Here is a 12,716-nt window from a genome sequence, read left to right as displayed (position 1 = left end):
AGGCAAATGCCATCGGGCGGATAGGATCAGGCCGGTATCACTCGACCGGCGTGATCGGATCGTCCGGGGCCTGCAGGTTGCCCCAGAAGGTCGGATCGTCCACGTTTTCCGGCGTGATCGCGGCGCCCGGGATCTTGATGTTCGGACCCCAGTCCTCGATCGTCACCGTGGATTCCAGACCCAGCACGTCGTAGGTGCCCGCCTCGATTTCCTCGCCGGCGACGACCTTGTCAGCGAACATCGCCAGCGCGGCAGCCTGCGCGAACAGCGGCTGTTCGACCTCGACCTGCTGCCAGCCCTGACGGATCAGGTCCAGCCCCACCGGCGCGCCGTTCGACGACACCAGCATCACGTCGCCCGGTGCCTTGCCCGCGGCTTCCAGCGAAGCGACGGCAGCCACCGAAAGGTGCGCGGCGTGCACGAAGATCAGGTCGATGTCCGGCGTCGCCAGCAGTTCGTCGGCCACGATGGTGCCCGCGTTCGACGCTTCCCACTGCATCGCGGGATGGGTGATGATCTCGACGTCTTCGCCGGCCATCATGTCCTCGAAGCCCTTCTGGATATCCAGCGTATAGGGATCGCCCGGATCGCCCAGCACCTGAAGGATCGTGCCGGTGACCGACCCGTTCTTCTCGGTCAGCAGGCGCTTGATCTCGCCCGCCGCGACCTCGCCGATTTCGATCGTGCCGGCCACCGAGGTGAAGTCCAGCTCGGTCTCGGTGATCTGGCGGTCGAAGATCATCACCGGAACACCGGCGGCGCGGGCCTCGTCGATGGCCGGGACCAGCGCGTTGAAGTCGACCGGCGCGATCACGATGGCCTCGGGATCCAGCAGGATCGTGTCGGCCATCTGGCTTTGCTGCAGGTCGGTCTTGTTGTCGGCGTTCAGCGTGACGACCTCATAGCCGACCTCGGCCATGAATTTCTCGATCGCGTCGACCGAGGTGGTCTGGAATTCGTCCAGAAGCGTCGGAACCATGTAGTAGATGGTGCCCTTGTCCTGCGCGTGAGCGGCCGAGGCGAGTGCCATGGCGGTCGTCGCGCCAAGGAACAGACGACGTGTCAGTTTCATTGGTCAGTTTCCTTTTCCCTGTTGAACCGGATCGGTCGATGCGTGACCCCTGCCCATTCCGGCGATGGACAGGGTGCCCCCGGTAATCAGCTCGACAGCCTGGTCCGGGGTGGTTTTTTCAGTCTCGATGTCGCCGGCCACCTTGCCCTGGCGGATGACGACGATGCGGTCGGCGACCTGAAAGGCCTGCGCCATGATGTGGGTGATGACGATCACGCCGACGCCGCGTTCGGCAACCTTGCGGATCATCTCCAGCCCCTTGGCGGTCTGTTCCACGCCCAGCGCCGCAAAGGGCTCGTCCAGCAGCACCAGCTTGCCGCCGAAGTGGACGAAGCGGTTCAGTTCGATGGCCTGCCGCTGGCCGCCGGACAGATGTTCGACATTGGTGCGCAGCGACGGAATCTTGGTGCCCGCCTCCTTGATCGCCTTGGCGGTGATCTCCTCCATCTCGCGTTCCTGAAGGACCGGGATGCCAAGGACTTTCTTCGTGATCTCGCGACCCATGAAGAAATTTGCGACGACGTCGGCGTTCACGCACAGCGACAGGTCTTGGTACACCGTTTCGATGCCCGCCGCCTTCGCCTCGGACGGCGACGCGAAGTGCCGCTCCTGCCCGTCGAAGAACACGGTGCCCGAGGACGGCTTCAGCCCGCCCGAGATGATCTTGACCAGCGTCGACTTGCCCGCGCCATTGTCGCCCAACAGCGCCACGACCTCGCCCGGCCGGACCTCCATATCGATCCCGCGCAGCGCCTGGATCGCACCGAAGTTGCGGGTGATGTCCGTCAGTTTCAGCAGCGGCTCGGTCATGGGGTCACTTTCTCCAGTCGGCGGGCGAAAAGGTCGGGGGCGGGCTGCCCGCCCGCCGGCGTGGGGATGTCGCCCGAAGGCGCGAATACGCGGCTGACCGCCAGCGAGGCCGCGCCGCGGATCACCGCGTCGGACCCGGCGCGCGAGGCGACGATGCGCGGTGCGGTCCGGTCCGACCGCGCACCAAGCGAGCCCGGAAGATCCTCTGCCAGCGCCAGGATCCGGGCCTGCAGCGTGGCAGGGGCCTGCCCGCCCAGCACGATGGTCTGGGGGTCGTAAAGGTTCTCGATGGTGACGATGGCGGCGCGGAAGATCGGCGCGACCTCTGCCAGCCACGCCTCCTCGCCGATCTCGGCGGCGCGACGGTCGTAGGCTTCCATCGAGAAATAGCGTTCAAGGCACCCGCGGTTCCCGCAGAAACAGGGCGCGCCGTCCGGGACCAGCGGGATATGCCCGATCTCCGACGCGTTGCCATGCGCGCCGCGCATCACCTGGTTGTTGAAGATCATCGCGCCGCCAAGCCCGACCCCCATGTACAGATAAAAGAAATCGCGGAACTCGGTGCCGCGCCCGTACAACCGCTCGCCATGCGCCGCCGCCGACATGTCGCCGTCGACGAAGGCCGGGAACGGCACGCATTCGCGCAGTCCGTCGCGGATGTCGGTCTCGGTCCATCCTTCCATCGTGGTGGACCCGACAAAGCTCATGCCGTCCACGCCGAACGGTCCCGGCATCGACATGCCGACGCCAAGGATCTTGTCCTCGTCCCGCCCCTCGGCGATCCCCGCCACCAGCTCGGAAATCCGTCCGAATGCCTCTGCCGCGGTCAGGCGCGGGGCATCGACGGTGCGCCGGGTCACAAGGTCGCCGGCAAGGTTCATCAACCCCGCCTCCAACCCGCGCGGAGAAATCGACACCCCGATGGCAAAGCCGCCATCCGGCGCGATCTCGAACGACGGCGCGGGGAAACCCCGCCCCTTGGGTTTGCCGGGGGTCAGGGTCAGGAACCCGCGCTCGTGCAGTTCGCCGGTGATCGTCGACACGGTCTGCGTCGTCAGCCCCACGGCGCGCGCGATATCGGCCCGGCTGATCGGCCCGTGCTGGCGGATCGCCTCCAGCACCGTCCGCCGGTTCAGCAGACGCGCCTGCTCCTGATTTGTTCCCGAAAGCGCCATGCGCGCGAAATATCCCCGTCGAACCGGCCCATTAAGTCAGACGACATGACCGTTCATTTGATTTGAATTAATTGAGAGCGCGGCGTCACGATTCTGTCAAAGACTTTCTGCGCGCCCCGGGCAGAATCCGCGCCGCGCTACCGGGACTGCTGAAAAACCGGTGCTTTGAATTATTCGCGCAGGGTCAAAGCGCCGCCTGCTTCTTCTCTTTGCGAAATACCTCGGGGGGCCGCGCAGCGGCGGGGGCAGAGCCCCCTCCCCGGCCAACCGCTTGAAGCCGCGCAAAGAAAAAGGGCGGACCGACCGGCCCGCCCCTAAGGTCTGTTCGAATGTCCGCGCGTCAGGCGTCCAGCTGCGCCATGATCTCGTCGGACACTTCGAAGTTCGCGGTGACGCGCTGGACGTCGTCGTCGTCCTCCAGCGCATCGATCAGACGCATCAGCTTTTGCATCTGGTCCAGATCCAGCTCGGTGGTCGTGGTGGGCTTCCAGATCAGCTTGGTCTCGTCCGATTCCCCAAGCTCGGCCTCCAGCGCGGTGGCGACGTCGTTCAGGTCGGTGTCGGCGCAATAGATGATGTGGCCCTCTTCCGAGCTTTCCACATCCTCGGCGCCCGCCTCGATCGCGGCCATCATCACGGTATCCGCATCGCCCACGGACGCGGGATAGGTGACCTCGCCCTTCCGCTCGAACATGAAGCCGACAGACCCGGTCTCGCCAAGGTTGCCGCCGTTCTTGCCGAAGGTCGACCGAACGGTCGACGCGGTGCGGTTGCGGTTGTCGGTCATCGCCTCGACGATGACGGCCACGCCGCCGGGGCCGTAGCCCTCGTACCGGATTTCCTCGAAACCCTCGCCTTCGCCGGCGACGGCCTTCTTGATCGCGCGGTCGATGTTGTCGTTCGGCATCGACTGCGACTTCGCCTGCTTCACGGCAAGACGCAGGCGCGGGTTCTTTTCGGGGTCGGGGTCGCCCATCTTGGCGGCGACGGTGATCTCTTTCGAGAGCTTGGAAAACAGCTTCGACCGCAAGGCGTCCTGACGGCCCTTGCGGTGCTGGATGTTCGCCCATTTGGAATGGCCGGCCATGTATGCCTCTTGATAATGTCCCGGGGTCTGGCGCTGGCTTCTATCGCTGCAGGGCCTTGCATTCAAGCCCCCTGGGATGCGGCGAGCCCCGCCCGGTGCGGAACCGGGGGCGCCCGCCTTGCCCCGCCATACGCCGGCCGCGCGTCAAAGCGTGATCGATTCCATGACCTCGGGCACCTTGACGTCGACGTCCGGCAGCGCCTCGACCAGCGGATCGGCGGACTGCGCCAGAAGCGGGAAGGTCTTGTAGTGGCAGGGGATCACCACCTTGAAGTCGAAGAACTCGCGCGCGGCATAGGCGGCGCGGCGCATGTCCATCGTGAAATGACCGCCGCAGGACAGGATGCCGATGTCAGGCTTGTGCAGGTCGTGAAACACCTTCATGTCCGCCATCACGTCGGTATCGCCCGAGAAATAGATCACGCGGCCTTCGCCCTCGATCATGAAGCCGGCTTCGGACCCGGTGTAGATCGGCCCGTTGTCGGACGCGATCGACGACGAGTGGACGGCGTTGACCATCGTCACCTTAACATCGCCCAGATCGACGGTGCCGCCCTTGTTGAACCCGATGGTCTGGATGCCGTGCCGCGCCTCCCAAAAGCTCATCAGGTCGAACATGCCGACCACGGGGATGCCCATGTCCGACGCCAGCCCGACCGCGTTGGCCGAATGGTCGCCGTGCCCGTGGCTCAGCAGGATGTGGGTTGCGCCGACGACCGCCTCTTCGCGCTTGTCCTCGGGAAAGGCGGGGTTGCCGTCGAACCACGGGTCGATCAGCAGGATCTGTCTGCCGATCTCGATGCGAAAGCCAGAATGGCCGAGCCATGTAATCTTCATCTTCGTCTCCAGTTCTTGGTGTCCATCGCGCGGACGACGCGGGTCATCGGACCACGATAGTGCATCGGACGCGAGAGGCGATGGCTGCCATTGAATGTTTCGCGCGCGAAACACACTGTAGTGCCGACGAACACCGCAAAGGCGAGCTTAAGTCGTGCCCCGGCACGGCGTCGACACCATGAACTGGACAGACCGCATCATCGCCTACTGCGAACGCTCCGATTTCGGCCTGTGGTCGGAACCGCTGAACGCCGTCACGAACCTAGCCTTCCTGCTGGCCGCCGCGATCATGTGGGCGCGGCTGGGGCGTGACCGCCTGCCGATCGCGCGGCTGCTGGTTCTGGTGCTGGCGGTGATCGGGGTCTCGTCCAGCCTGTGGCATGTCCTTGCGATGTCGTGGACCGGCCTTGCCGACAGCCTGTCCATCGCGGTCTTCGTGCTGATCTACCTGTTCGCGGCCAACCGCGCCTTCTGGGGCTTGGGCACCTTCACCGCGCTTCTGGGAACCGCGCTGTTCCTGCCCTTCGCCGCCGCCGCAACTTGGATCTTCGCGCAGGTGCCGGCGTTCCGCGGGTCGGCCATGTACTGGCCCGTCGCCCTGCTGATCGCCGGTTACGCGCTGGCGCTCGCACGCCGCAGCCCCGCCACCGCCCGCAGGCTGGCCATCGGCGCGGGCGTGCTGGTGGTGTCAATCACGTTCCGCAGCCTCGACGACGCGGTCTGCACCGCGTGGCCGCACGGAACGCATTTCATGTGGCACCTGCTGAATGCCGCGATGCTGGGCTGGATGATCGAGACCTACCGCCGTCACGTCACCAGCGCGGCGTAGAACGGGATCGCGATCAGGCACAGCAGCGTCTGCCACGCCAGCATGTCGGCATAGGTCGCGGCGTCGCCGCCCATCATCCGGGCCACGATGAACCCGTTCGTCGCCGCCGGAACCGCGAAGACAAGGATGCCGCCCAGCATCTCGGTCTCGGACAGGCCAAGCAGCATGGCCAAGCCAAGGAAAATCGCCGTGATCATGAACGGGCGCATGGCACAGGCCGCCACGACCCGTGGCGAGACGTGCAGCATCCGCTTCAGGCTGACCCCCGCCCCCACCGCCAGAAGCCCGACGCCCAGCGCGGCGCGGCCGACGATCTGTGTCGCCTCGTCCAGCCAGACGGGCAAGCCGCCGAACAGCAGGTTGACCGCGACGCCCCCGCAGGATCCGATCACCAAAGGGTTGGTCGCGACCGACCGCAACAGCCGGCGCGGTCCGGTCGAGCCGCCGCACAGAACCGCCATCACGATAATCGTCACGACGTTGATGACCGGGATCAGCACCGCCATCGACACCGCGATCAGCGACAGGCCCGCCGGTCCGATCAACAGGTCCGCCGCCGCAAGGCCGATGAACCCGTTGTAGCGGATCGTGCCTTGGAAATAGGTCGACCGCGTCGGCCCCGGCACGCGCAGCAGTCGCCCGCCCACCAGCACCACCAGACCGCCGATCAGGATGGTCAGCAGCAAAGCGGCTGCGAAACCGCCGATCCGCGACGGCGACAGGTCGGTGGTGGCGATGGAATGGATCAGGATCGCCGGGATCAGAAGCTTGAAGCTCAGCGCCTCGATCCCCGGCCAGAGATCCGCCTTGATCAGCCCCGACGCCCGCGCCGCCCAGCCCAGCGCGATGGCAAGGGCGATCGGAAGGATGGTCAGGGCAAGGGACATGCAAGGCTCCGGGGATGGCATTGGCGGCACGGACAGCCGCCGCCCCGGACCCTAGGCCAGGACACGGAAAGGGACCAGTGCCGCGCCGCAGAGAGCGACAGCCAAAGCCGGCGGCGCCCGTCCCGCCCGTGTATCGCGCGCCCTTCCCTTGCAGCCTGCCCGCGCGGACGCTAAACGCGTGTCTCGAACGCACATCCCGGAGAGATCCATGTCCATCGACAAGGCAACGGCGGCCCACGTGGCGAAGCTCGCCCGCATCAAGGTGGAAGACGACGCCCTTCCCGCGCTGGCCGAAGAGTTCAACACGATCCTCGGCTTCATCGAGCAGCTGAACGAAGTGGACGTCGACGGCGTCGAGCCAATGGTCTCGGTCACGCCAATGCGGCTGAAGCGCCGCGAGGACGCGGTGACCGACGGGAATATCCAGAAAGAGGTTCTGGCCAACGCCCCCGACGCGCGCGAGGGCTTCTTTGCCGTGCCGAAGGTGGTGGAGTAACGCCATGTCCGATCTGACGAAACTCACCATCGCGGGCGCCCGCGACAAGCTGCGCGCAGGCGAAGTCACCTCGGCCGAGCTGACCGAGGCCTGCCTGACCGCGATCGAGGGCGCCGATGCCCTGAACGCCTTCGTGCACAAGACGCCCGAGATCGCGATGGAACAGGCCCGCCGGGCCGACGCCCGCATCGCCGGTGGCGACGCGCCGGACATGTGCGGCATCCCGCTGGGCATCAAGGACCTGTTCTGCACGCGCGGCGTTCCCAGTCAGGCCGCCAGCCGCATCCTTGAAGGCTTCCGCCCGGAATACGAATCCACCGTGTCGCAAAAGCTGTTCGACGCGGGCTCGGTGATGCTGGGCAAGCTGAACATGGACGAGTTCGCGATGGGCTCGTCGAACGAAACGTCGGTCTACGGCAACGCGGTGAACCCGTGGCGCCGGGGCAATGACGACACCGCGCTGACCCCCGGCGGGTCCTCGGGCGGGTCCGCCGCCGCCGTGGCCGCCGATCTGTGCCTTGCCGCCACCGGCACCGACACCGGCGGGTCCATCCGCCAGCCCGCCGCCTTCACCGGCATCACCGGCATCAAGCCGACCTATGGCCGTTGCTCGCGCTGGGGCATCGTCGCCTTCGCCTCGTCGCTGGATCAGGCGGGCCCGATGACCAAGGACGTCCGTGACGCCGCGATCATGCTGCAGGCGATGTGCGGCCACGACCCGAAGGATTCGACCTCGGCCGACCTTGCCGTGCCGGACTTCGAGGCCGCGCTGACCGGCGACATCCGGGGCAAGAAGATCGGCATCCCGCGCGAGTACCGCATGGACGGCATGCCCGCCGAGATCGAGAAGCTGTGGGCCGACGGCACCGCCATGATGAAGGACGCGGGCGCCGAGATCGTCGATATCTCGCTGCCGCACACCAAGTACGCGCTGCCCGCCTACTATGTCATCGCCCCGGCGGAAGCGTCGTCGAACCTTGCCCGCTATGACGGCGTCCGTTTCGGTCGCCGCGCCAAGCTGGCGCAGGGCGACGGCGTGACCGAGATGTACGAGAAGACCCGCGCCGAAGGATTCGGCCACGAGGTGCAGCGCCGCGTGATGGTCGGCACCTACGTGTTGTCGGCGGGCTTCTACGACGCCTATTACAACCGCGCCCGCAAGGTCCGCAGCCTGATCAAGAAGGACTTCGACGACGTTTTCGCAAACGGCGTGGACGCGATCCTGACCCCCGCCACCCCGTCCGCCGCCTTCGGTCTGGGCGAGATGTCGGAGGCCGATCCGGTGCAGATGTACCTGAACGACGTGTTCACGGTCACGGTCAACCTTGCTGGCCTGCCGGGTATCTCTGTGCCTGCCGGTCTGGACAAGCAGGGCCTTCCGCTGGGCCTTCAGCTGATCGGACGCCCGTGGGAGGAAGCCGATCTGCTGAACACGGCCTACGCGCTGGAAAGCGCCGCAGGCTATGTTTCCAAGCCCGGCAAATGGTGGTAGAACCCTGCCCAAACAGATCCGGGCAGGACTAACGGACATGCAGAAGACGCTTTTGGCGGTGGCGGCGCTGGCCCTTGTCGGGGCTTGTGCGGACGTACCGGATTCGAACCCAGATACCCCGCGCGGCGTCGGCTTCGGCGACTATAGCGATTACAACACGTATTCGCGGACGCCTGACGGCGCTCCGGCGTCGCCTCCGGCTGCGACCACGCCGTCGTCTCCGCCGCGCAACAGCACGGTGGTCATCGACCCGTCCGAACTGCCCGCCTCACCCACCACCGGCCCGACCTCTGGGCCCACCCCCGGCGGAATCTCGGACGAACAGAACTTCGCCGCTGTATCGGAACGCGTCAGCATCGAGAACGACGCCGCGCGCATGGCCGCGATGGCGTCGGAATACGAAGCCGCCCGCCCCACCGCGGTGCCCACCCGCACCGGGACCGAGGGGCCGAACGTCGTGGCCTACGCCCTGTCGACGTCGCATCCGGTCGGAACCGAGATGTACCGCCGCACCAGCCTGTTCGCGGGGCGGAAGGAAAACGCCTGCGCCGGCTATAACTCGGCCGATATCGCCCAGCGCGATTTCCTTGCAAACGGCGGCCCCGAGAAGGACAGGTTGGGCCTTGATCCCGACGGTGACGGGTACGCCTGCGGCTGGGATCCTTCGGTGTTCCGCCGCATCGCGGGGTGATCGACCACCCTTCCCCGAATTTCGGTCCCCGTCGCGGGGGCGCCACGCCCGACATGGTGGTGATTCACTTCACCGCCATGACCAGCTGCGACGCCGCGCGTGACCGGCTGTGCGACCCGGAATTCGAGGTCTCTGCCCATTACCTGATCGGCAACGACGGCACCGTCCTGCGACTGGTCGACGAGGCGCAGCGCGCGTGGCACGCCGGAGCCGGGCGCTGGGGCGACGTGACCGACGTCAACTCGCGCTCGATCGGGATCGAGTTGGACAACACCGGGGCGCATCCTTTCTCTGAGCCGCAGATGCAGGCGCTGGAAACGCTTTTGCGGGGCATCCTTGGCCGCTGGAGCATCCCGCCGGAACGCGTCATCGGGCATTCCGACATGGCGCTCGCGCGCAAGTCCGACCCCGGCCCGCGATTCGACTGGCGGCGGCTGGCCTTGGGCGGGCTGTCGGTCTGGCCCTCGCACAATGCGGCCAGCGCGGCCGAGGCTGACTTTGCAGAGGCCGCCACGCGGTTCGGCTATGCACCCGACCTGCCCCCCGAGATGCGGCTTGCCGCGTTCCGTTTGCGGTTCCGGCCTTGGGCCAGTGGGCCGCTGGCCCCCGAAGACGCCAGCGCAATGGCCGATCTTGCCCGCCGCTTCCCTGTTGACGGCGGCCCCTGCGCCGCTTAGGTGCCGATCCGCGCGGATGGCCGGATGGCCGCTTCGGCGGGGTATCCCGTCGGGGAGGAAAGTCCGGACTCCACAAGGCGACGGTGCCGGGTAACGCCCGGCCGGGGCAACCCGAGGGAAAGCGCCACAGAAAACAGACCACCGCCGGCGTGCCGGCGGCCAGGGTGAAACGGTGGGGTAAGAGCCCACCGCGGGACGGGCAACCGGACCGGCACGGCAAGCCCCACCGGGAGCAATGCCGAATAGGGATTCCGCGCCCCGGCAACGGGGACAGGGCGCCTTGCCCCAGGAATCCGGGTAGGCAGCTGAAGGCGCGCGGCGACGCGCGTTCCAGATGAATGGTCATCTCCGGCAGGTCCGCCTGCCGACGACAGAATCCGGCTTACAGGCCGTCCGCGCATACAGACCCGCCGCTGTGACGGGTCGGCCCGTTTCCTTTGGGGGAAACCGGTTGACTCGGGGCGATTGAACTGTAAAAGGCGGGCTTCAAGATTTTCTCCGGGCGATGCACCGCCCGTGCGACGGAGCAAGACGATATGGCGAAGCCCACCACGATCAAGATCCGGCTGAACTCGACCGCCGGCACCGGCCACTTCTACGTGACCAAGAAAAACGCGCGTACCATGACCGAGAAGATGACCGTGCGTAAGTACGATCCGGTTGCGCGCACCCACGTCGAATACAAGGAAGGCAAGATCAAGTAATCTTGTCTTTGATCGACGACAGATCAGGGCCGCGCCACAAGCGCGGCTTTTTCTTTTGCCAGAATGGGTCCATGTTGACCCCATGGACCTGACCCTGACGGTAAGGCCGGCTCATCCCGGCGACCTTGGCGCGCTGGACGCGCTGCTGGCGCGCGCCTATCCGCGCCTGCTGGCGCGTGACTACCCGCCCTCTGTCATGGTCACCGCCCTGCCCCTGATCTCGCGCGCGAACCCCGAGCTTCTGTACTGCGGCACCTATTTCGTGGCCGAGGACGCAGAAGGCGTGATCGTGGGCGCCGGGGGCTGGACCCGCAAACGGTATCGCCACAGCGGTGACGTCCGCCACGTCGTCACCAGCGAGCGCCACACGCGGCGCGGCATCGGGCGGGCGATTCTGGAGCGGACGATCGCCACCGCGCGCGACGCCGGTCTGGCGCAGCTGGATTGCGCCGCCACGCGGACGGCCGCGCCCTTCTACCGTGCTTTGGGGTTCACAGGGGATCGCGAGTACCTACTGGAACTGCGCCCCGGCATCACCTTCCCCGCGATCGAGATGCGGCGCCCGCTTTAGGCGGGCCCTTTTGTCAGAATGTCTGTCCGCTGGCACAAGGCCGGTCCCAAGCCGGGCGCCTTCCGGTGTTCCGCGCCACCCATCCCACCGTCTGATCATTGCGCCCGTTCCATACCAAGCCCGTGTGCGCTGTGCCGCAACGAAAAAGGGCCGGCGCAATGGCCGGCCCTTCGATCTGGAATGTTCCGCGTGTTACTCGCGATTGCCGAGGAACTGCAGCAGGAACATGAACAGGTTGATGAAGTCGAGATAGAGGTTCAGGGCCCCCATGATCGCCGCCTTGCCAAGCCATTCCTGATCCATCGCATGTGCGTGCTGGATGTAGTCGTTCTTGATCTTCTGCGTGTCATACGCGGTCAGCGCCGCGAAGATCAGAACGCCAAGCACCGAGATCGCAAAGTGGATCGCCGGCGAGCCGAGGAAGATGTTCACGATCGACGCCACGACCAGGCCGATCACGCCCATGATCAGGAACGATCCCCAGCCCGAGATGTCTTTCTTCGTGGTGTAGCCCCACAGGGACAGACCCGCGAACGAGATCGAGGTCACAAGGAAAGTCTGCGCGATCGAGATGCCGGTGAAGGCCGCGAAGATCCACGAGATCGACAGGCCCATCGCCGCAGCGAACACGTAGAAGAACAATTGCGCGCCAGCAGCCGAGAGGCGGTTGATCATCGCACCGAAGGCGAAAACCATGATCAGCGGCAGGAACATCGCCACCCAACCCAGAATGTTGGGCTGAAGCGTCGCCGGATCACGGAAGATCGACAGCAACGCGTCGCTCGACCCCACGGCCCAGGCAACGCCCGCCGTGACAAGCAGGCCAACGGACATCGTGCCGTAGACCTTGTTCATGTGGGCGCGAAGTCCCTCGTCGATCTGGGCGGTGCGAGCGCCTGCAACCCCACGCGCCGTCCGGAAATCAGCCATCAAATCCTCCTAGATGGATACAGCAAGCGACCCTGTTGGCCGCCTTTCCAGAGGAATATCGGGAAGGCGGCGCAGGTTTTCAAGCTTTTCCGGTGCAGGAACAGGGTCTTCACAGGAATGTTGCCCTAGCTTGTCCAATGACCGGGCGCATCCCAGACAGGGCGGCTTGCCTCGGACATCGCTTCGTCGCGGCTGACGCCGATGTCGTCGAGCATCCGGGCGTCCATCTGAGCAAGGTGCAGACGCTGACGACGCAGCGCGGACAGCTGGAAAATGGCCTGCAGGACGGACCGGCGGCGCGTGCCGGCGAAGCGGGTGGCCCCATGAAGGGGAGCGTGGGTCTGGACATGCTGGGTCATGACGGCTTCCTTTACAATTTGTGACGCCAAGGGCGGCTTTCATTCATGAGCTTGATATATGCCCGCAGGTAAGCAATAGTGAAACGAATGTATTTGAAC

The 12,716-nt window shown here is 65.9% G+C and carries 15 protein-coding genes and 1 other RNA gene; 8 read left to right on the top strand and 8 right to left on the bottom strand.

Annotated features, from left to right (window positions below):
• Positions 1-37 precede the first annotated feature (37 nt).
• The 5 genes from P1K30_RS14430 to P1K30_RS14410 all read right to left on the bottom strand — a co-directional run bounded on the left by P1K30_RS14430 (position 38) and on the right by P1K30_RS14410 (position 4,981).
• A complete protein-coding gene (locus P1K30_RS14430) occupies positions 38-1,072 on the bottom strand; it encodes a sugar ABC transporter substrate-binding protein (protein WP_275633459.1) in 1,035 nt (344 codons plus the stop codon).
• Positions 1,073-1,075: 3 nt separating this feature from the next.
• A complete protein-coding gene (locus tag P1K30_RS14425) occupies positions 1,076-1,882 on the bottom strand; it encodes an ATP-binding cassette domain-containing protein (RefSeq protein ID WP_275633458.1) in 807 nt (268 codons plus the stop codon).
• Positions 1,879-3,057 (bottom strand): ROK family transcriptional regulator, encoded by a 1,179-nt coding sequence (locus P1K30_RS14420; RefSeq protein WP_275633457.1) that lies wholly within the window; start codon positions 3,055-3,057, stop codon positions 1,879-1,881. Before P1K30_RS14420 ends, P1K30_RS14425 begins: the two co-directional genes overlap by 4 nt.
• A 340-nt stretch (positions 3,058-3,397) precedes the next feature.
• Positions 3,398-4,144 carry a YebC/PmpR family DNA-binding transcriptional regulator gene (locus P1K30_RS14415; RefSeq protein WP_275633456.1) on the bottom strand — a complete coding sequence of 249 codons (747 nt, stop codon included), beginning with the start codon at positions 4,142-4,144 and terminating at the stop codon, positions 3,398-3,400.
• 144 nt (positions 4,145-4,288) lie between these two features.
• Complete coding sequence (locus tag P1K30_RS14410; RefSeq protein WP_275633455.1) at positions 4,289-4,981, bottom strand: metal-dependent hydrolase; 693 nt, start codon at positions 4,979-4,981, stop codon at positions 4,289-4,291.
• 178 nt (positions 4,982-5,159) lie between these two features.
• Between P1K30_RS14410 and P1K30_RS14405 the strand changes: the two genes are divergently transcribed.
• Positions 5,160-5,810 carry a ceramidase domain-containing protein gene (locus P1K30_RS14405; RefSeq protein WP_275633454.1) on the top strand — a complete coding sequence of 217 codons (651 nt, stop codon included), beginning with the start codon at positions 5,160-5,162 and terminating at the stop codon, positions 5,808-5,810.
• Here P1K30_RS14405 and P1K30_RS14400 read toward each other — a convergent pair.
• On the bottom strand, positions 5,789-6,697 hold the full coding sequence (locus tag P1K30_RS14400) for an AEC family transporter (RefSeq protein ID WP_275633453.1): 909 nt from the start codon (positions 6,695-6,697) through the stop codon (positions 5,789-5,791). The two genes, P1K30_RS14405 and P1K30_RS14400, sit on opposite strands and share 22 nt — an antisense overlap.
• 208 nt (positions 6,698-6,905) lie before the next feature.
• Here P1K30_RS14400 and gatC point away from each other — a divergent pair, with 208 nt between their 5' ends.
• The 7 genes from gatC to P1K30_RS14365 all read left to right on the top strand — a co-directional run bounded on the left by gatC (position 6,906) and on the right by P1K30_RS14365 (position 11,328).
• A complete protein-coding gene (gene gatC, locus P1K30_RS14395; protein ID WP_275633452.1) occupies positions 6,906-7,193 on the top strand; it encodes an Asp-tRNA(Asn)/Glu-tRNA(Gln) amidotransferase subunit GatC in 288 nt (95 codons plus the stop codon).
• Between the two features lie 4 nt (positions 7,194-7,197).
• On the top strand, positions 7,198-8,685 hold the full coding sequence (gatA, locus tag P1K30_RS14390; protein WP_275633451.1) for an Asp-tRNA(Asn)/Glu-tRNA(Gln) amidotransferase subunit GatA: 1,488 nt from the start codon (positions 7,198-7,200) through the stop codon (positions 8,683-8,685).
• A 37-nt stretch (positions 8,686-8,722) separates the two neighbouring features.
• Entirely contained in the window at positions 8,723-9,376 is a 654-nt protein-coding gene (locus P1K30_RS14385) for a hypothetical protein (protein WP_275633450.1), read from the top strand.
• 53 nt (positions 9,377-9,429) lie between these two features.
• Positions 9,430-10,053: an N-acetylmuramoyl-L-alanine amidase gene (locus P1K30_RS14380; protein WP_275633449.1), complete on the top strand. Its 624-nt coding sequence runs from the start codon at positions 9,430-9,432 to the stop codon at positions 10,051-10,053.
• Positions 10,054-10,065: 12 nt separating this feature from the next.
• Positions 10,066-10,454: RNase P RNA component class A (rnpB, locus tag P1K30_RS14375), an RNA gene on the top strand.
• Between the two features lie 135 nt (positions 10,455-10,589).
• Positions 10,590-10,757 carry a 50S ribosomal protein L33 gene (gene rpmG / locus P1K30_RS14370; RefSeq protein WP_275633448.1) on the top strand — a complete coding sequence of 56 codons (168 nt, stop codon included), beginning with the start codon at positions 10,590-10,592 and terminating at the stop codon, positions 10,755-10,757.
• Positions 10,758-10,839: 82 nt separating this feature from the next.
• On the top strand, positions 10,840-11,328 hold the full coding sequence (locus P1K30_RS14365) for a GNAT family N-acetyltransferase (protein WP_275633447.1): 489 nt from the start codon (positions 10,840-10,842) through the stop codon (positions 11,326-11,328).
• A 192-nt stretch (positions 11,329-11,520) separates the two neighbouring features.
• Here the strand turns inward: P1K30_RS14365 and P1K30_RS14360 are convergent, their stop codons facing one another.
• Entirely contained in the window at positions 11,521-12,258 is a 738-nt protein-coding gene (locus P1K30_RS14360) for a Bax inhibitor-1/YccA family protein (protein ID WP_275633446.1), read from the bottom strand.
• Positions 12,259-12,383: 125 nt separating this feature from the next.
• On the bottom strand, positions 12,384-12,617 hold the full coding sequence (locus P1K30_RS14355) for a DUF1127 domain-containing protein (RefSeq protein WP_275633445.1): 234 nt from the start codon (positions 12,615-12,617) through the stop codon (positions 12,384-12,386).
• Positions 12,618-12,716: the final 99 nt, after the last annotated feature.

The organism is Psychromarinibacter halotolerans (assembly GCF_029168315.1).
GTDB classification, from domain to species: Bacteria; Pseudomonadota; Alphaproteobacteria; order Rhodobacterales; family Rhodobacteraceae; genus Psychromarinibacter; species Psychromarinibacter halotolerans.
Note: the sequence above shows the minus strand (reverse complement) of the source record. Positions and strands in the feature narration are given on the sequence as shown.